The sequence below is a fragment of the Terasakiella sediminum genome, assembly GCF_033100395.1.
In the GTDB taxonomy this organism is placed as follows: domain Bacteria; phylum Pseudomonadota; class Alphaproteobacteria; order Rhodospirillales; family Terasakiellaceae; genus Terasakiella.
The window spans coordinates 1-18,898 of record NZ_JAWLVJ010000020.1; the positions used below are offsets into that span (position 1 = coordinate 1).

The following is an 18,898-nucleotide window of genomic DNA, read 5'->3' on the forward strand; positions in this document are numbered from 1 at the left end:
TATATCTTGGTTTTTTCATTTCGAATCTCCTGCACTTAATATACGAGAAAATTCTACTTCTAAGGACCACTAAAAATCGGGGGTATTACCGAAACACTTCGGGAAATGGTGTCTGAAACCTTTCAATCGCTCAAATCAGGCTTTGAGTTAAAACCAGCAATCTGATTAGCAATAGAATAGGAAATGGATTGTTTCATGTTGTCTTGAATGTGCCAGTAATGATCGGCATTCACCCTCGTGGAATTTCCAATAACCTTTCCCATTGTTGATGGATCGTAACCTAGGCTAGCTCCAACACTATTCCATGACCTTCTGAGATCATGCATGGTGATTCTGGCTTTCCCTTCGTATAGTCCAGCCTCTTTTCTAATTCGGGTCCATGAGTGCTCTATGTTTTCGATATGACCTGACTTTGAATCAGGTGCAGGAAAAAGCCATTGGGGGGATTTTGGAATTCGAGATAACAGGTCTCTTAAAGGTTCTGAGATAGGTAATTCCAAAGGTTGGGCGTAACGATCAGTTTTATGTTCAGTCACCACAACTTTATTGTTTTCTAGGTGAACATTCTCCCACCTGAGCTGGAAGCATTCGTTTTTCCTCAGAGGAGTGAGGATCAGCATTTCCATGGCGAGTAAAGATATTTTGGGAATAACCCCTTTATATCGATATTTTTCTATGGTTTCCCATAGTTGACGATACTCTTTTTCTGAAAGAATGCGGCTTCGTTTTGGGGCAGGAACCTTGGTTTCGATGCAGAAAGGATTTCTTTGTTCGCCAACGAGTTCTCTTTTCTCTGCCCACCCCCAGATGATGCGAGACCACTGAATGATTTTAGCTCGATAGTGAGGAGACTGTTGTAATCCGTCATAGATGCGTTGTACGAGCCCTTTGGAGATTTTCTGACAGGGGATGTCGCCAAAGTGTTTACGGATGTGTAAGCGGGAGTATGTTTGAACTTCCTTTAAGGATGTCGGTTTATGGCTTTCTGAAGCGTAAGCCAAATATTTGTCGATTAAACAGTTGAATGTTTTGGCTTCAGCAAGCCCGATTTTTCTTTCCCATTGAGGGTCTGCACCTTCACTGATTTTTCCGATGAGGACTTTAGCTTTTTGTCGGGCTTCATCTGCTGAGATGACACCGAACTGTCCAATGCGGAATTCGCGCTGTTTTTTATCGGGTGATTTATATCGTAGGATGAATTGGCGTTTACCGGATGAATAAACCTTAACGCCAAAACCTCCAATTTCTTTATCCCATGTGCGGCCTTCTTTTAGTTTCTTTACTGAATTGTCGGTAAGGCGAATTTTGCGTTTTGCGGGAGGTGCCATATCGCTTTCTCCTATGGATTGGGTTGCTTTCAATCCAAGGAGCGTCAAGCGTTACACAAGTGAGGATCAACAGAAGAAAGTTCTAAAGGTGTTTTGTATAAGGTGTGTTATTGCATTCCCCCTTACTTTTCTGTATGAACAGGGCAAATTTTGAAGGGCAAGTGTCGGGTTTGGTTTATTCTGTCTTGTAAAAGAATAAATCCTGTATTTGTAATGATTTAGCTCTGGTTTATGTAACGGTTTGTCCCATTTTATGTAACGAACCTTGATCAGGTTTTAGAGAATCAGTTCTCAGTCATTTCAAATACAGGCATATCTCGCGAACTCGGCTCGCCCCTTTACACACGCAACATCCATGCGAAACCTTGTATTTTGATGATCAAACGGGCCTTCGCAAAAACGATTACTAGGAGAGACCGTATGATCCCGCGCTATTCCCGACCTGAGATGACTTCCATTTGGGAGCCAGCCAATAAATTCCGCATCTGGTTTGAAATTGAAGCCCACGCCCTGACCAAGATGGAAGAACTCAACGTTGTTCCGGCGGGCACGTCTGATGTGGTCTGGTCCAAAGGTCAGAAGGAATATACGCCAGAGCGCATCGCACGCATTGACGAGATCGAACTGGAAGTGAAACACGATGTGATCGCGTTTTTGACAGAACTGGCGGAAAACGTTGGTGATGAAGCACGTTTTGTACACCAGGGCATGACCTCTTCTGACGTTCTGGATACCTGTCTTTCTGTACAGATGATGCAGGCGGCTGACCTGTTGATTAAAGATCTGGACCGACTGTTGGCTGCGTTGAAAAAACGCGCCAAAGAAACAAAAGACATGGTTTGCATCGGTCGTTCTCACGGTATCCACGCTGAACCTGTGACCATGGGGCTGAAATTCGCCCGTTTCTACGCTGAGATGGATCGTAACCGCACACGTCTTCTGCAGGCCCGTGATGAAATCGCAACTTGTGCGATCTCTGGTGCTGTCGGGACATTTGCCAACGTTGACCCGCGTGTTGAAGAATATGTCGCTGAGAAAATGGGCCTGACGCCGGAGCCGATCTCCACACAGGTGATCCCACGTGATCGTCACGCCAACTACTTCTGCGTTCTGGGCACCATCGCTTCTTCTGTCGAAAACATCGCGATTGAAATTCGTCACATGCAGCGTACCGAAGTCCGTGAAGCACAGGAATATTTCGCACCGGGTCAGAAAGGCTCAAGCGCAATGCCACACAAACGCAACCCGATCCTGACTGAAAACCTCACTGGTCTGGCCCGTGCGGTTCGTATGGCTGTTACACCTGCGCTGGAAAACGTGGCCCTGTGGCACGAGCGCGATATCTCGCATTCTTCCGTTGAACGGATGATCGGCCCGGATGCAACCGTAACACTTGATTTCGCTCTTGGCCGTCTGGCGGGCACCATTGAGAAACTGGTTGTTTACCCACAAAACATGCTGGATCACATGAACAACTTCGGCGGCATCCACGATGCACAGCGCGTTTTGTTGTTCCTGACACAAAACAATGTATCGCGTGAAGACAGCTACCGCATCGTTCAGCGCAACGCCATGCGCGTTTGGAAATCCTACGGCATCGATCCGGATAACCCGGACGGCGAAGTCGAAATGGATGCGACAGAGATCGAAGCACAGAACCACGACAACCGCCTGTTTTTCTTCCTGTCCAAAGACGAAGGCCTGACAGAGCATTTGAGCGTTGATCAGCTCAAGACACTTTTGGATGAAGATTCTGTTTCTTATCACACCAAACGCGTGGATGTGATCTTTGAACGAGTCTTTGGTAAAGAGTAAGTCTTTCCAAAATATTCGCTTTTAAAAAGGGTTGGATGCATCGTTGCTCCAGCCCTTTTTATTTGGTATGACCGATGTGGGCTCTGATCCCCCAACGGATCAGGAAGCTCTTCTTTTGCCATAGGATGTGAAGGAAGAGAGAGACCAAAAGTAATTAAGGTCACTTTCATACTAGCGGTATGAAAGATATCTCTTCGTGATTGTCGAAATGGCCGTCTGGGAAGGGAGTTATACAGACATGAGTACTGTCGCCAAGCCGAGCGAGAAGCCGGCTAATCCTAATTTTTCATCAGGTCCGTGTTCCAAGCGCCCCGGTTTTACACTGGATGCATTAAAAGGCGCTGCGCTGGGCCGTTCACACCGTGCAAAAATCGGTAAAGAAAAACTCAAAGACACCATTGATCGCACCAAGGCGATTTTGGGTGTTCCGGACGATTATCGTCTGGGCATCGTGCCTGCGTCTGATACAGGGGCGGTTGAAATGGCGCTCTGGTCCATGCTGGGCGCGCGCGGTGTTGATATGTTCCAGTGGGAAAGCTTTGGCAAAGGCTGGGTTGGCGATGTGAAAAGCCAGCTGAAACTGGACGATATGCGCGAATTCAAAGCGGAATACGGTGAACTTCCTGACCTGAGCCAGGCTGATTTTTCCCGCGACGTGGTCTTCACCTGGAACGGCACCACATCCGGTGTGTGCGTACCAAATGGCGACTGGATTGCGGATGACCGTGAAGGTCTGACCATCTGTGATGCGACCTCTGCTGTTTTTGCCATGGATATTCCATGGAACAAAATTGACGTGCTGACCTACAGCTGGCAAAAAGTGATGGGCGGTGAAGGTGCACATGGCGTGCTGGTTCTTTCCCCTCGTGCTGTGGAACGTCTGGAAAGCTACACGCCACCATGGCCGCTGCCGAAGATTTTCCGCATGACCAAAGGCGGCAAGCTGATCGACGGTATCTTTACAGGCGCGACCATCAACACGCCTTCCATGCTGTGTGTGGAAGATGCGCTGGATGGTCTAAACTGGGCAGAAGGTCTTGGTGGACTGGATGCGTTGATCGCACGTTCACAATCCAACCTGAAAGCACTGGAAGACTGGGTGGAAACAAATGACGACTTTGGCTTCCTGGCTGAAGATAAATCCATTCGTTCCAACACATCGGTCTGTCTGAAAATTACAGCCAACTGGTTTACGGCATTGAGTGATGAAGATCAGGGCAAGGCAGCCAAAAAGCTGGTCAGCCTGCTGGATGCAGAGGGTGCGGCCTACGATATTGGTGCTTACCGGGATGCACCTGCCGGTCTTCGGATCTGGGCGGGGGCGACGGTGGAAACATCAGACCTCAAGCTGCTGACCCCATGGTTGGACTGGGGACTTGCCCAGGTTGCTGCTGAATACTCCTAACAGATAAGCCCATCGTCACGCGCCGTGACGGTGGGTTTTTTCTTATGAATACTTCTAAACAGGGAGGCATCGTAAAGATATGCCTAGAGTACTAATTTCCGATAAAATGAGCCCACAAGCGGCCGAGATTTTCAAAGCCCGTGGTGTAGACGTGGATGTGATCACAGGGGAAAGCCCGGAAGAACTGAAAGCCCGCATCGGCGAATATGACGGCCTTGCCATTCGTTCCAGCACGACGGTGACCGAAGAAATCCTGAATGCTGCGACCAACCTGAAAGTCATTGGCCGCGCAGGCATCGGCACGGACAATATCGACAAGGTCGCGGCCACAGGTAAAGGTGTGGTGGTGATGAACACGCCGTTTGGCAATTCTATCACCACGGCAGAACATGCGATTTCCATGCTGATGGCGTGCGCACGCAATATACCGCAGGCCAACGCTTCCACTCACGCGGGCCTTTGGGAAAAGTCCAAGTTCATGGGGGTTGAGCTTCTCGGTAAAACCCTGGGTGTCATCGGGTCCGGGAATATTGGTTCTGCGGTATGTGAACGTGCCATGGGTTTGAAGATGCGCGTGGTTGCCTTTGATCCCTTCCTGTCACCTGAACGTGCCAAGGACATGGGGATTGAAAAGGTCGAACTGGATGAACTGTTCGCCCGCGCTGACTTCATCACACTTCACACGCCGCTTACTGAACAGACCCGCAACATCATTGATGCAGCAGCCATTGCAAAGATGAAAGACGGTGTGCGCATCGTTAACTGTGCGCGTGGTGGTCTGGTCGATGAAGAAGCCCTGAAAGCAGCATTGGAAAGCGGCAAGGTCGCAGCGGCTGCAACGGACGTTTATATCGAAGAACCTGCAAAATCCAATATTCTGTTTGGGGTGGAAAACTGCATCTGTACGCCACACCTTGGTGCGTCGACTTCGGAAGCCCAAGAAAAGGTTGCGTTGCAGATCGCCGAACAAATCTCGGATTACCTGCTGACCGGGGCGGTGACAAACGCATTGAACATGCCGTCGGTTTCTGCTGAAGAAGCCCCCAAGCTGAAACCCTATATGAAACTGGCGGAACAGCTTGGCAGCTTTGCAGGCCAGATCACCCAAAGCGGGATCAAGTCGGTAACGATTGAATATGAAGGCGCTGTTTCTGAAGTTAACCTGAAACCTCTGACCTCGACGTTGCTGACCGGGTTGCTTACACCTATGCTGGAAAGTGTGAATATGGTCAGTGCCCCTGCCATCGCCAAAGAACGTGATATTGAAATCACCGAAGTCACCCGGGAAAAGTCAGCTGAATATCAAAGCTTCATCAAACTGACCGTGGTGACGGAAACACAAACCCGGTCCGTTGCGGGCACCATGTTTACCGGGTCCAAACCACGCATTGTTGAGATCAATGATATTCCGGTGGAAGCCGAAGTGGGCAACCACATGCTGTTTGTGACCAACCAGGATAAGCCGGGCTTTATTGGTAAAATCGGGTCCACTCTTGGCTTTGCGGGAATCAATATCGCCACCTTCCATTTGGGGCGTTCAGATGCGGGGGCTGATTCGATTTGCTTGATGCAGGTCGATCAGGAAATCAGCGAGGATACTTTGGCAGAGGTGAAAAACATCCCTCATGTCACACGGGCAGAAGCATTAAACTTCTGATCCTCGTTGATGATTAAGAAAAGGACTGCGCGTTGTGGGCAGTCCTTTTTTTGTTGCAATGCCGTATGGGATTTTCTTGTCTGTTTCAAATGAAAGGAATACCCTTTCCCAAATTAAAAAATACACGTGACAGGTTAGGGAGGTGTTTTAAATGAAACACGTAATTCTGGGCGCAGGTCCATGCGGGGTAAGCGCGGCACAAACGTTACGCAAAAATGATCCGGATTGTGAGATCGTGCTGGTGGGGGATGAACCGGAACTGCCTTATTCGCGCATGGCCATTCCCTATCTGCTGGTCGGCAATATTGAAGAATCCGGCACCCATATCAAACGGTCCGACAGTTTCTATGAAGAAAATCGGATTACCCTGCGCCAGAACCGGGCAGAAAAAGTAGATACAGCGGCGAAGCAGGTGACGCTCTGTAATGGCGATGTGGAAAGCTATGACAAGCTTCTGGTCGCGACCGGATCACGCCCCGTCAAGCCGCCGATTGCAGGGCTGGACCAACCGGGTGTTCATCACTGCTGGACGCTGGAAGACGCCCGCAAGATCATTGAACTGGCCCATAAAGGCGCTCACGTTGTCTTGCTGGGCGCTGGTTTTATCGGCTGTATCATTCTGGAAGCCTTGGCGCTTCGAAACGTCAAACTGACCGTGGTGGAAATGGGTGATCGCATGGTGCCACGTATGCTGGATGCCAATGCGGGTAACATGCTGAAAGACTGGTGTCAGTATAAAGGCGTCAGCGTCCATACGGGCACAAAGATCACGCAGATTGAACCCAATGCAGGTGTGGATGAAGACACCTTGCTGGTTGATCTGGATAACGGCCATCAAATCCCCGCGCATTTGGTTGTCGTGGCCGCAGGTGTGGCCCCCAATGTGGATTTTCTGGAAGATACCGGGGTGAAACAGAAAGATGGCATTCTGATCAACCGTAACATGATGACGACCCAGACCGATGTTTATGGCGCTGGGGATGTGGCCCAAGGCCTTGATTTTTCAACAGGCGGTATGTCGGTGCACGCCATTCAGCCCACCGCGACAGAACATGGACGCATTGCGGCCTTGAATATGGCAGGTATTCCAACCAGTTATCAAGGATCTCTGGTGATGAACGTGCTGGATACATTGGGGCTGATCTCGGTCTCCTTTGGTCTGTGGGATGGTGTTGAAGGCGGCGATCAGTCGGTCCTGTTGGATAAGGCCAATTACAAATATGTCCGGTTGGAATTTGACGGGAACTATCTGGTCGGGGCGCAGATGATCGGGCGCACGGACCATGTGGGTGTTTTGCGCGGCCTCATCCAAAGTCGTATAGACTTGGGTGACTGGAAAGCTAAACTGATGAAAGATCCCACCCGTGTGATGGACGCCTATCTTGCCTGTACACAAAATACTTAGGACGAAAAATAACGGAGCATGTAAGCTTGATGACGATGACGCTTAAACTCTACGCACAATTGGGAAAATACCTGCCCGAAGGCACGCCAGCAAATGAGGCTGAGATTGATCTGGCTGATGGCACATCTGTAACCGATGTGTTGGATAAATATCAGGTCCCGCCGGAAATGTGTCACCTTGTGCTGGTGAACGGCAATTATCTGGCGCCTGAAGCCCGTGGCTCCCACCTGCTGGAAGACAAAGACCATCTCGCTGTTTGGCCCCCTGTGGCCGGGGGCTGATCTTGGCCGAGTTTATCGAGATTTCGCGCGAGATGGGCACAAACCATCGTGACCTCCTTCGCCTTCTGCCCAAATCGGTCCCTGAGGCGACCATTACATCCAAGGGGGATGAACGAACAGGGGCAACTGTGGTGGTGGAAAATGCGCCTTATGGCCGGATCGAAATCGATTTGTCCAAAGTCGGCGAACGCCGCATTGCTTTGCTGTGCCTGCCTGTAACGCACGTGACCTTCCGTTTCTTTGGCGTGGATGAAGAAACCGCGCACCGCGAATATGAACGTATGGCAAAATATTTTCAGCGCGGTGGGGGCTAACACACCGTGGGGGAATTCTCGTCTGCCTTTGCCGCAGCTTTTCAGTTAATCGTCCAGCTTGATGCCAATCTGGTTGAAATCGTCGGCCTGTCCTTGCAGGTCAGCCTCAGTGCTGTCTTTATCGCAGCTCTCATTGGTCTGCCATTAGGTGCCGGGCTGGTTCTGATCCCGTTTCGGGGCAAGCGCGCGGTTGTTGTGATGCTGAATGCCCTGATGGGCCTGCCGCCTGTGGTGGTCGGGCTGATCGTCTATCTGGTCTTGTCACGATCCGGCCCGCTGGGGGTCTTTGGTTTGCTTTTTACCCCGGCTGCCATGATCACCGCGCAGGTCATTCTGATCACGCCCATTATTGCGGCTCTGACGCGACAGGTGGTGCAGGAAATGTGGGGGGAATATCGCGAACAGCTTCTCTCATTAGGCTGCAGCCCTATGGGGTCGATCCCTACGCTTTTGTGGGATGGGCGCTTTAGTTTGATTACCACTATTTTGGCTGGCTTTGGCCGAGCAAGTGCGGAAGTGGGGGCGGTGATGATTGTGGGCGGTAATATTGATCATGTCACCCGCGTCATGACGACTGCCATTGCGCTGGAAGTCAGCAAGGGAGATTTGGCGCTGGCCCTTGGGCTTGGGATCATTCTTCTCGCCTTATCGCTCGGCATTAACGCGACGGCTTATTGGCTGGGTGAATTTGCGAAGAAAAGGATTGGGGCATGATTACCAATCCAACGATCCTTCCCCTGGAAGTTAAAGACCTGTGTTTCGAAGCACGCGGCAAACGTTTGGTGAAAGATGCGAATTTCACCATTGAAGCTGGATCGCGCACGATGATCTTAGGCGCAAACGGGGCGGGTAAAAGTTTGATGCTGCGTTTGTGCCACGGCTTGCTGGACCCGTTAAAGGGTGATGTCAGCTGGAATGGGGATACATCTTTTTCAAAGGCCACGCGGGAACGCCAGGCCATGGTTTTTCAGCGTCCGGTGATGTTACGGCGCACGGCCCTTGCCAATATCGAATACGCCTTGTCCCTGCGAAAAGTCCCACAGGCAGAACGCGAAGACCGTGCTTATAGTGTTTTAAAAAAAGTTGGTCTGGGACGCTTGGCCCAACAGCCCGCGCGCGTCCTTTCCTTTGGGGAACAGCAACGCCTTGCCATGGCACGCGCCTGGGCCATCGATCCAGATGTGTTGTTTCTGGATGAACCCAGCGCCAGTCTGGACCCAAGCGCCACCCATTCCATCGAAGAAACCATCGAAGCCATCGCCGCAGGTGGCGCAACGATCATTATGACCACACATGACCTGGGTCAGGCTAAACGATTGGGCACGGATGTAATGTTTCTGCATCGCGGGCGTATTCTGGAAAAGGCAAAAGCAGCGGACTTTTTTGAAGAACCGAAAAACGATCTGGCGCAAGCTTTTGTGCGTGGTGACTTGCTGTGGTGGAAACGCAAAGACCCATATCCCGGCGGTGGGATTGATGAGCGTGTGGTGAGAAATAAAGCTGATTAAGCGCGGGTCACTTTGGCAGTAAACATATAACCACGATTGCGCACCGTTTTGATGAACTTTGGTGTCTTTGGATCATTTTCAATTTTTTTGCGCAGGCGGGTGATCTGTACATCAATGCTGCGATCAAAGGCAGGCGTGTTATCGCCATGGACCAGATCAAGCAATTGGTCGCGGGTCAAGACCCGGTTGGGATGATCCATAAAGGCCTGTAACAGGGTAAATTCACTGCTGGAAAGACGCGGTTGTGCGCCGTCCGGTCCAACGATTTCAAGTGATGACAGATCGACTTTCCAGCCCTCAAAATCGTAGGAGCCGGCTTGCACAGTGGCATCAATCGGCAGCAATTCTGGTTGGGCAGGGGTGGCTTGGGTGCGGCGAATGACGCTTCGTACGCGCGCCAGCAGTTCACGCGGTTCAAACGGTTTGCCCAGATAATCGTCTGCGCCGACTTCCAACCCGATGATCCGTTCTGTGGTTTCCCCACGGCCACTTAAAATCACAATGCCGATGTTGCTGCGGCTTTTGATTTCCCGCGTTAGCGACAGGCCATCCATATCTGGCAGACCAAGGTCCACCACACACAGATCAATATTGGTATCTGAAATAATATTTAGCGCGGCCTGGCCGGAATCGGTAATGCTTGTATGAAACTCCGCATCCTCAAGACAGGCCGCGACAACATCGGCCACAACCGGGTCGTCTTCGACAATGAGGATATGTTTCGTTTCTGTCATATGCACAAATTCTAAAGCTGAAATATTTTGAAATAATATGGTTTAGAAGAGGTGCGTGCAACTATTAAGGTTCGGATACCGCAGGAAAATCTGCCATTGTGCTATTATTAGTTGATCATAAGAATGACCACTCCCCCTGTGGGCGTCAGTTTGTTACTTAGTAACAGGACCCGCGCCGTCCGGTTTTGTCGAAATACTGCTGATGATATTCTTCGGCCCGATAAAAGGTGGTGGCGGGCTTGATTTCGGTAACAATCGGGGAGTTAAAGGTTTTTAGGCTTTCCAACTGGGCAATTGTTTTTTCAGCTACATCTTTTTGTGCGTCACTATGATAATAAATGCCGGATCGATATTGCGTGCCCATATCCGGGCCCTGGCGGTTCAGTGTGGTTGGATCATGCAAGTTAAAGAAAAGCATGACCAAATCATCAAATGAGACGCGATCCGGGTCAAATACAACTTCTACGGCTTCGGCATGGCCTGTGGTTCCGCTACAAACTTCCTGATAGGTCGGATTCTCTTTATGACCGCTGGTATAACCGACCTGGGCATCCACAATACCATCCTGATCGCGAAAACGCGCTTCGACGCCCCAGAAACATCCGGCAGCAAAGGTGGCTTTTTGATATTCTTTGACCATTGTTTTTCCTTTTTCGATAAATCGGACCTGAAAAAGAGATAAGCTGTGTTTCTTCTTTGTCAAACAGGCTTTATAAGAATTCGCACGTGATCACGAAGATTTGAAGGAGGCTGCGATGGAAGAGATCAAAGAAACAATCCGCAGCCTCGCTTTGGACATGGGGTTTGATACGGTCGGTTTTTGTAAGGCACAAACCTCCGATCAGGCCAAGCGTGACCTGAAGGAATTCAACGCCCGGGGTTATCATGGTGACATGGACTGGATGGTCACGACAGAAGAACGCCGCGCCGACCCAAAGGTTTTGTGGGAGGGGGCAAAATCCATCATCGTTTTGGGTATGAACTATGGCCCGGATTATGCCCCAATGGATTTGCTGGAAGAAACTGATAAAGGGGTCATCAGTTGCTATGCTCAAAACCGGGATTATCACGATACGGTAAAAAAACGTCTGAAACGACTGGCCCGTGAAATGGTAGCCCGCTGGGATGGTGAACTGAAAGTCTTTGTCGATACCGCCCCTGTGATGGAAAAGCCAATTGCGGCACAAACATCCGTTGGCTGGCAGGGCAAGCACAGTTGTGTGGTCTCGCGTGACTTTGGGTCCTGGCTGTTTTTAGGTGAGATTTACACCACCCTTGACCTGGAACCGGATGCGCCGGAAAAGAACCATTGCGGGTCTTGTTCGTCCTGTCTGGATATCTGCCCGACCGATGCTTTTGTGGGGGAAGGCCAGATCGATGCGCGCAAATGTATCTCGTATCTGACCATCGAATATGATGGGGTGATTGAGCCGGAATTGGCGTTGAAGATGGGCAACCGGATTTACGGCTGTGATGACTGCCTTGCCATCTGTCCCTGGACCAAATTCACCAAGGAAACGACGGAAAAAGACTATAAGCCGCGCGATGAATTCAGAACGCCGGACCTTGCCAAGCTGGTGACATTTGATGATGAGACATTTCGGGAATTTTTCCGCGCCAATCCGGTTAAAAGGATCAAACGCCATCGTTTTATCCGCAATGTCCTGATCGCTATTGCGAATGCAAAAATGACGGAACTGTCAGGTGAAGTTTCCAAATTGGTGGCAGATGAACATCCTGTCATTTCCCAAACCGCAACATGGTGTCTGTCCATCCTTGACCAATGTGGGCGCGACGCCTAAATTGGCAACTCACTATCATTTAAATTTAAAGGCTGATCACCGCCATGCAGCAGTATCTGGATTTCATGCGCCATGTGCGCGACACGGGTGTCTATAAAAGCGACAGAACCGGAACCGGTACCTATAGTGTGTTCGGCTATCAGATGCGCTTCGATCTATCCGAAGGCTTCCCGTGTCTTACGACCAAAAAGCTGCATTTGCGTTCCATCATCCATGAGCTTCTGTGGTTCTTAAAGGGCGATACAAACATTAAGTATCTCAAGGACAACAAGGTTTCTATCTGGGATGAATGGGCCGATGAAAATGGTAATCTGGGCCCGGTCTATGGTTATCAGTGGCGATCTTGGCCAACGCCCGATGGCGAAAAGGTTGATCAGATTGCGAGACTGATTGATCAGATTAGAAACAACCCGGATTCCCGCCGTCTGATCGTCTCTGCCTGGAATGTGGCAAACATCGAAGATATGGCTCTACCGCCGTGCCACTGCTTGTTCCAGTTCTATGTGGCCGATGGCAAATTGTCCTGCCAACTTTATCAGCGCAGCGCTGATATCTTCCTCGGCGTGCCGTTCAATATCGCATCTTACGCGCTTCTGACCATGATGATTGCGCAAGTCTGTGATCTGGAACCGGGTGAGTTCGTCCACAGCTTTGGTGATGCACACCTTTATTCCAACCATATGGAACAGGTTGACCTGCAACTGACCCGCACGCCTAAATCCTTGCCGACCATGAAGATGAACCCGGATGTAAAAGATCTGTTTGAATTTACTTACGATGATTTCGAATTGGTAGATTACGATCCGGACGGTCATATCTCAGCCCCGGTGGCTGTCTAATGCGGATTTCCATGATTGTTGCGGTGGCTGAAAACGGTGCCATCGGTAAAGACAATAAGATGCTGTGGCATATCCCGGAAGACTTTAAATATTTCAAAGCCACCACCATGGGCAAACCTATGATCATGGGCCGCAAGACCTTTGAAAGTATTGGTCGCCCGCTGCCGGGACGTCTGAATATTGTGATTACACGTGATACCGACTGGCAGGCCGACGGCGTGATGGTCGTTCATGACCTTGAGACCGCCCTGTCGGCAGCTTTTGCCGAGGCAGAGGCGAAAAATGCCGAGGAGGTGATGGTGGTCGGTGGTTCGCAAATCTACCAGCAGGCGATGGATCAGGCGGATCGGATTTACTATACGGAAATTCATAAGTCTTACGGTCATGATGCCAGCTTCCCAGCATTGGATAAGGCAGTTTGGGCTGAAACCTCGCGTGAAAATCATGCAGGTGATGGTGATAAAAAGCCGGATTACAGCTTCGTTGTTTTTGATCGAAAATAACCCGGGGTTATATGGTCCAAGATTTGCTTAATTTTTCCTTAACGTCTTTTGATGAAAGGAAAAATGATGGATATTGTTGTTGATGGCAGAACCTATAGCGTCAATCTGAACCTGCCGAAAATCCAGAAACAAAACCAACCCGAAGCCCAAGGCACTGACTTTGCCGCGATGGTCAAAGAACAGCAGGAAGTCAAAGCGGAAATTTTGGATAAAGGCTTTGCCAAATATGTGTCTGACATGCAGCAGGAAAAGCTGGAAAAGGAAATCCGTGAGAAAATCCTGAACGCATTGGGCTTGTCAGAAGAACAATATAAGCAACTGCCCGCTGAACAACGTGCTGCCATTGAAAAGGCTGTGCAGGAAGCGATCCAACAGGAAATGCAGGCACGCAGCCAGGAACATAACCAGGAGAACAAAGACAAGTCAGGCGTCTCTGTTCCCCTGGTCGCGGGGCTGTCGTTTTAAGTCTTTATGATCTTGGTGGGACGCAAAGTTTTGTTGTGTCCAATTTCAGTTTGACGTCTTTTTCAATAACAACAGCAAGGCGATCACATGAACGCCGGAAATTGTTATCCCAGGTTTTCCAATCTTCGGTAAAGTTGGATTTACAAGTTCCGTTTGCTGGCTTCTGACCTGTCTCTTCTCGTGTGGAGACGCAATTTAAGTAATTGAACAAATCCAATCGATTGCTTGGATAAACGGACTTGAGAACTTTTGCATTAAGTGCAAGGCTCTTAATACTTCCCAAGCTGGATGAAAGGTTTGCAGAAGTCACGTTGTTGACCAGATCTTTGATATTCAGGATTGAACGCCATAGGCGGGCAATGGCGGGTTTGTTGGCTCTGCGCACCACGTCCATGGTTTGAATGATACGGTCCAGATATTCAAAATATTGAATGGCATTTTGAAAATGTGGGCGATGTGCCGTGTCAGCTGTCCAACTGGAAAATTCCGTGCGATCACTCGCAAATAGCGGTGGCGCTAGGCTTGAGCCTGCACGGATGGCACGTTCTGTTTCCTGAAGTGCACCTAAAACTTCCTGTGCGTCTTCGCCACGGTCTTTATATTCGGGATTCCGGATGATTTGCATGGCTTTAACCTGGCCGTCAAACTTATAGGCCGCATATTCTGAAAGCATGCTGAGAACGGCATGATGACGCAATAGCAAAAGTTCTTTTTGCGCTGTTTCATCTGTGGGCATAACTTCAGGGCCGAGATAGCAATTGAAAAATTCCTGAATGCCCTTTCTGACGATGGTTTGCTCGCTGTTGTTCTCAGTCGCAGCGAGTTTTTCTTTTACTTTGGTTTCTGTTAAATGATCGTTCCAGCAATCGTCAAATTTTCGATCTTCCAATTCAGAAAGGTCGGTTTCAAATTCACTAGTGGTAATGCAGCTTGAAAGAAGAAAAGGTAATATCAAGAGTGATAAAATAATCCGACTTGTTCTCATGATGACTCTCCGGCTAGAAAGTTGAAAAGAAGTTTTCTCGGCTTATATCTTTGATTGATTTTAGAGTATTAAAACATTTAAAGGTTAGGGCATTTTGCGAGAAAAATCCACTCGCTTCTGGCGTGGTGGTCCATGATGATGCTTACTTTGACTGGTTTATGCGTTTCAGAATAAGAGTCATTAGCCATTCTCCGACAGGAAGGAGGAATTTTAGACTCAGGCCGGATCGCATTTCAAATTCTTCAAAGGTGACTTTGTATTTCTCCTGCAGTAGGGCACGCAAAGCCTTGGGACCGCAGAAGAAAACATGCGGGTTAGCGTGCTCAGAGCCAAGGATTTCTTCCATCGCAGCAAGGTTCAGCCGATGGCCTTCTTCAGAGACAAACGTATGTAGTCTGACTTGCGGATGATTCAATTGTTCATCAAAGGCAGCGAGGTCGCTTCGGCGTTTGACACAGAAAAACAGATCAACCATTTGATCTGGCATCTCACTTAGACGATCAATCCAGGCCAGAAACGGTGTGATGCCAATGCCGCCAGCAACCCAGACCTGATTTGTTTTCTTTCGAATTGTGAAATGACCGGAGGGGCGGGAGATATGAACCGTATCACCTTCCTGATAGGCATGTCCAAGTTGTTGGGTAAAGTCACCCAATTGCTTGATATAGAACGTCAGTTCACGTGTTTCCTGCGGGCCTGCAGCTATGGTGAAAGGATGGACTTCCTGATTGGCATGCAGGAAAGCAAACTGACCTGCCTTATGCTTGATCCCTTTTTTAAGCGGGCTCAGGCGGATTTTAAACACATCGTGGTGCTGATCAAGTGATGAGATCTGATACGGATGTTTGCGTTCAACCACCCCATGCAGTAGCAACATATAAACATATGAAACCACACCCAGTACGCAGAAGGCCGTGATATAGAGGCCGAGTGGATCGAGGGTGGCGAACGGTTTTAAGATATAGAGATAGTGAAAGGCACTCATGGCGAAAAACGCGCCGATGAATTTATGTGTCTTTTTCCACAGTTCGTAAGGAACGAATGTTGTAAGCGAAATCACAACGAGGATCAGTAATCCATAAAGGGCGATTTCTCCGCTTTCTTCTGCAGCATCGGCCAAAAAAGTCTCAACGCCAAGACCGTCCATTTCCGCATCGATGGTGTCATGAAACATCATGGCGACCATGGCGGAAATGCCGAGCCATTTATGCAATAGATAAATGCGATCCAGCCCGCCAAATAGAGTCTCAAGCCCTTTCATGCGGGTTGCCAAAAACTGACTGATCCCCATCAGGATCAGGGAAACAGAGCCGAGATACTGGCTAAAAAGCGCAATATTGTCGTGCTTGGCGGCAAGTTCCCAATAATAGGGAACGGGCCATAATACAGATACGATGATAAGTATCAGGCCCAGTACCCGCATGATTAGTCTTCCAGACTTTCACCAGCCAACACTTTGCCGATCAGCTCGCAGCTTTTATCCAGACCGTAAAGGGCGAAGAAAGACCCCATACGTGGGCCGGTTTCCTGACCCAGCAGAATCTCATAAAGGCAGCCAAACCATTCACGCAGGTTTTCGTACTCATGTTCTTTACCCACGCTGAAGACGACGGACTGAACGTCAGCGCCATCGGTATCTGCAGGCAGTTCAGCCAGTTTGGCTTTCAAATCTTCAAGGGCTGAACGTTCTGCATCTGTGGGGCTGCGGAACTTTTTGTTCGGCTTTACAAAATCTTGGTAATAGTTGATGGAATATCCCACCAGCTTGTCCAGCATCAGGCTGTTTTCAGCAGACGCATCCGCATTGTAGCTTTTGATGAATTCCCAGATGACGTTTTTGTCTTCGGTATTTAAAACAGACACCAGGTTCAGCAGCATGTTGAAGCTAAGTGAATGGCTGTCCGCCTCTGGATGACCATTGTGGATGTGCCAGGCGGGACTATCCAGTTTCTTGGCATCTTCAACGCTGTCGAATTTCTGAACATGGCTGACATATTCATCAACCGCTTTGGGGATTACATCAAAGTGCAGACGCTTGGCTGTCTTTGGCTTCTGGAACATGAAATAAGACAGTGTTTCAGGTGGCGCGTAACGCAGCCATTCTTCCATAGACAGGCCGTTGCCCTTGGATTTGGAGATTTTTTCACCTTTATCATCCAGGAACAGTTCGTAGGTAAACTGAACGGGTGGCTTGCCACCAATTGCACGGGCAATTTTGGAAGACAGGTTCTGGGACTCGATCAAATCCTTGCCTGCCATTTCATAGTTTACGCCCAGTGCGGTCCAACGCATAGCCCAGTCGGCTTTCCACTGACATTTAACCGCGCCACCTGTGACCTTGGTCTCGACTTCTTTGCCGTCTTCGTTCAGGTACACCATGGTGCCGTTGTCAGGATCGGTAGAAACGACTTTTGCCAGCAGGACTTTGCCAGTTTCTGCATCAACGGGCAGAAGCGGGCTGTAAGTTGCGCGGCGTTCTTCACCCAACGTCGGGCGGATGATGTCACAGACGGCTTCGTGGTTGCGCAGGATAGACAGCAGCGTGTCATCAAATTCACCGCTTTGATAACATTTCGTCGCGCTTTTAAATTCATATTCAAAGCCAAACTGGTCCAGGAACTGACACAGGCGGTTGTTGTTATGTTCACCAAAGCTGGGGTGCGTTCCAAATGGGTCTGGCACAGCCGTCAGCGGCTTGCCCAGATGTGGTTCCAGCAGTTCTTTATTCGGGATATTGTCCGGCACTTTGCGTAAACCGTCCATATCATCGGAAAAAGCGATTAGTTTTGTGGGCATGCCATCGGACAGAATCTGGAAGGCGCGCATAACCATTGTGGTGCGTGCAACTTCGCCAAAGGTTCCGATGTGGGGCAGACCGGATGGGCCATAGCCTGTTTCAAACAGCACATAGCCTTTTTCCGGCACCTTGTTGTTCAGACGTTTAAGGATGTTGCGGGCCTCAACAAAGGGCCAGGCTTTAGAGTGATGTGCGGCTTCTTTTGCATGAAGTGCGGGGGCATCGGACGGCATGATCGCAAAATCCTTAATATTTTAGATGACAAGTTTAAAAGAGGACCCTATTTAGAGGGCTGGCAAACCTACGCAGAACGTTTGGGTTCGTCAATAGCTTGACGTCAATGACGGGCTTATAATCATTCCAGGGGAACTGTGGGTTTATAGAAAACTTGAAGTTTTTCCGAAATGATTCCATAATAGATATCGACAGAATGTGTTTTTTATTAGGAGAGAACTCCGATGGGTAACAATATGACAATTACGTCCTCTGACGGGCGCGTGGACATTGTCCAGGCTCCAGATGGACTATCAACCGATAGCAGCAGCAATCAAGGGTATCAGCAGGGTAGTGGACATCCCGCTGAGATCGAAGATATTGTAAGTATCGGCATCGCTATTTCCACCGCTGAAAAACTGAAGCAGGCTCAGGATGAAGTTGAGCTGATGAAAGTTCTCGGTATGGATGAGGATAAAGCCCGTGAGCTGATTGGTCAGCAATATCAAGAGCTTCCAGGCGAAAAGATCGGCAAAGAAGACTATATGTTTGATGCCGTTCGCGAAGTGGTAATTGATATGCTTTCCGCAAATATTGGCAATGAAGACGAAGTCGTTGTGTTTAGAACATTCGAATCTCGCCTTGCTGATAAAATCCGCGAAAAAGAGAGCGATCCTGTTAACCGTGACCAAAATCGTGCTGGTGGTATTGATGGTGAAGAAGGCTCCGAGTAAGTCTTCTTCCTGACATCCATAAACAGTGTTTTTGTGCGTCAGAAAGCAATTTCTGAAGCCGATTTTGTGCGTCCGATTCGCAACATTTAAAAAATCATAACGCCAAGACTGGT

General features: G+C 49.2%; 19 protein-coding genes. 13 read left to right on the top strand and 6 right to left on the bottom strand.

From position 1 onward, the window contains the following. Window positions 1-122: 122 nt before the first annotated feature. Complete coding sequence (locus tag RYZ26_RS14820) at window positions 123-1,328, bottom strand: tyrosine-type recombinase/integrase (RefSeq protein WP_317684012.1); 1,206 nt, start codon at window positions 1,326-1,328, stop codon at window positions 123-125. 420 nt (window positions 1,329-1,748) lie between these two features. Between RYZ26_RS14820 and purB the strand changes: the two genes are divergently transcribed. The 8 genes from purB to RYZ26_RS14860 all read left to right on the top strand — a co-directional run bounded on the left by purB (window position 1,749) and on the right by RYZ26_RS14860 (window position 9,713). Beyond that, complete coding sequence (gene purB, locus RYZ26_RS14825) at window positions 1,749-3,143, top strand: adenylosuccinate lyase (protein WP_317684013.1); 1,395 nt, start codon at window positions 1,749-1,751, stop codon at window positions 3,141-3,143. Between the two features lie 238 nt (window positions 3,144-3,381). Continuing rightward, on the top strand, window positions 3,382-4,548 hold the full coding sequence (locus RYZ26_RS14830; RefSeq protein WP_317684014.1) for a phosphoserine transaminase: 1,167 nt from the start codon (window positions 3,382-3,384) through the stop codon (window positions 4,546-4,548). Between the two features lie 79 nt (window positions 4,549-4,627). Then, complete coding sequence (gene serA / locus RYZ26_RS14835; protein ID WP_317684015.1) at window positions 4,628-6,205, top strand: phosphoglycerate dehydrogenase; 1,578 nt, start codon at window positions 4,628-4,630, stop codon at window positions 6,203-6,205. A 151-nt stretch (window positions 6,206-6,356) separates the two neighbouring features. Then, window positions 6,357-7,610 carry an NAD(P)/FAD-dependent oxidoreductase gene (locus RYZ26_RS14840; protein WP_317684016.1) on the top strand — a complete coding sequence of 418 codons (1,254 nt, stop codon included), beginning with the start codon at window positions 6,357-6,359 and terminating at the stop codon, window positions 7,608-7,610. Window positions 7,611-7,639: 29 nt separating this feature from the next. Next, window positions 7,640-7,891 (top strand): MoaD/ThiS family protein, encoded by a 252-nt coding sequence (locus RYZ26_RS14845; protein ID WP_317684017.1) that lies wholly within the window; start codon window positions 7,640-7,642, stop codon window positions 7,889-7,891. A 2-nt stretch (window positions 7,892-7,893) separates the two neighbouring features. Further along, a complete protein-coding gene (locus tag RYZ26_RS14850) occupies window positions 7,894-8,205 on the top strand; it encodes a hypothetical protein (protein WP_317684018.1) in 312 nt (103 codons plus the stop codon). A 6-nt stretch (window positions 8,206-8,211) separates the two neighbouring features. Next, the gene (locus RYZ26_RS14855) at window positions 8,212-8,919 is read left to right on the top strand and encodes an ABC transporter permease (RefSeq protein WP_317684019.1); all 708 of its coding nucleotides are present in this window, start codon (window positions 8,212-8,214) and stop codon (window positions 8,917-8,919) included. After that, window positions 8,916-9,713, top strand: coding sequence for an ATP-binding cassette domain-containing protein (locus RYZ26_RS14860; protein ID WP_317684020.1), 798 nt, complete (start codon window positions 8,916-8,918; stop codon window positions 9,711-9,713). Before RYZ26_RS14855 ends, RYZ26_RS14860 begins: the two co-directional genes overlap by 4 nt. Here RYZ26_RS14860 and RYZ26_RS14865 read toward each other — a convergent pair. Next, window positions 9,710-10,447: a response regulator transcription factor gene (locus RYZ26_RS14865; protein WP_317684021.1), complete on the bottom strand. Its 738-nt coding sequence runs from the start codon at window positions 10,445-10,447 to the stop codon at window positions 9,710-9,712. The genes RYZ26_RS14860 and RYZ26_RS14865 overlap by 4 nt on opposite strands. Before the next feature lie 157 nt (window positions 10,448-10,604). Continuing rightward, window positions 10,605-11,087 (bottom strand): peptide-methionine (S)-S-oxide reductase MsrA, encoded by a 483-nt coding sequence (msrA, locus tag RYZ26_RS14870; protein ID WP_317684022.1) that lies wholly within the window; start codon window positions 11,085-11,087, stop codon window positions 10,605-10,607. A gap of 115 nt (window positions 11,088-11,202) precedes the next feature. On the opposite strand from msrA, the gene queG reads away from it, so the two are divergent. From queG to RYZ26_RS14890, 4 genes are all read left to right on the top strand, one after another. Further along, the gene (gene queG, locus RYZ26_RS14875) at window positions 11,203-12,249 is read left to right on the top strand and encodes a tRNA epoxyqueuosine(34) reductase QueG (RefSeq protein ID WP_317684023.1); all 1,047 of its coding nucleotides are present in this window, start codon (window positions 11,203-11,205) and stop codon (window positions 12,247-12,249) included. Between the two features lie 44 nt (window positions 12,250-12,293). Continuing rightward, entirely contained in the window at window positions 12,294-13,088 is a 795-nt protein-coding gene (locus RYZ26_RS14880; RefSeq protein ID WP_317684024.1) for a thymidylate synthase, read from the top strand. After that, window positions 13,088-13,591 (top strand): dihydrofolate reductase, encoded by a 504-nt coding sequence (locus RYZ26_RS14885; protein ID WP_317684025.1) that lies wholly within the window; start codon window positions 13,088-13,090, stop codon window positions 13,589-13,591. Before RYZ26_RS14880 ends, RYZ26_RS14885 begins: the two co-directional genes overlap by 1 nt. A 63-nt stretch (window positions 13,592-13,654) precedes the next feature. Further along, the gene (locus RYZ26_RS14890) at window positions 13,655-14,056 is read left to right on the top strand and encodes a hypothetical protein (RefSeq protein WP_317684026.1); all 402 of its coding nucleotides are present in this window, start codon (window positions 13,655-13,657) and stop codon (window positions 14,054-14,056) included. 4 nt (window positions 14,057-14,060) lie between these two features. Here the strand turns inward: RYZ26_RS14890 and RYZ26_RS14895 are convergent, their stop codons facing one another. The 3 genes from RYZ26_RS14895 to RYZ26_RS14905 form a co-directional block, all read right to left on the bottom strand. Then, the gene (locus RYZ26_RS14895) at window positions 14,061-15,041 is read right to left on the bottom strand and encodes a hypothetical protein (protein WP_317684027.1); all 981 of its coding nucleotides are present in this window, start codon (window positions 15,039-15,041) and stop codon (window positions 14,061-14,063) included. Window positions 15,042-15,183: 142 nt separating this feature from the next. Then, entirely contained in the window at window positions 15,184-16,464 is a 1,281-nt protein-coding gene (locus RYZ26_RS14900) for a ferredoxin reductase family protein (protein ID WP_317684028.1), read from the bottom strand. Window positions 16,465-16,466: 2 nt separating this feature from the next. Beyond that, window positions 16,467-18,071, bottom strand: coding sequence for a lysine--tRNA ligase (locus RYZ26_RS14905; protein ID WP_317684029.1), 1,605 nt, complete (start codon window positions 18,069-18,071; stop codon window positions 16,467-16,469). 225 nt (window positions 18,072-18,296) lie between these two features. On the opposite strand from RYZ26_RS14905, the gene RYZ26_RS14910 reads away from it, so the two are divergent. Then, the gene (locus RYZ26_RS14910) at window positions 18,297-18,785 is read left to right on the top strand and encodes a hypothetical protein (protein ID WP_317684030.1); all 489 of its coding nucleotides are present in this window, start codon (window positions 18,297-18,299) and stop codon (window positions 18,783-18,785) included. The last annotated feature ends 113 nt before the right edge of the window (window positions 18,786-18,898 follow it).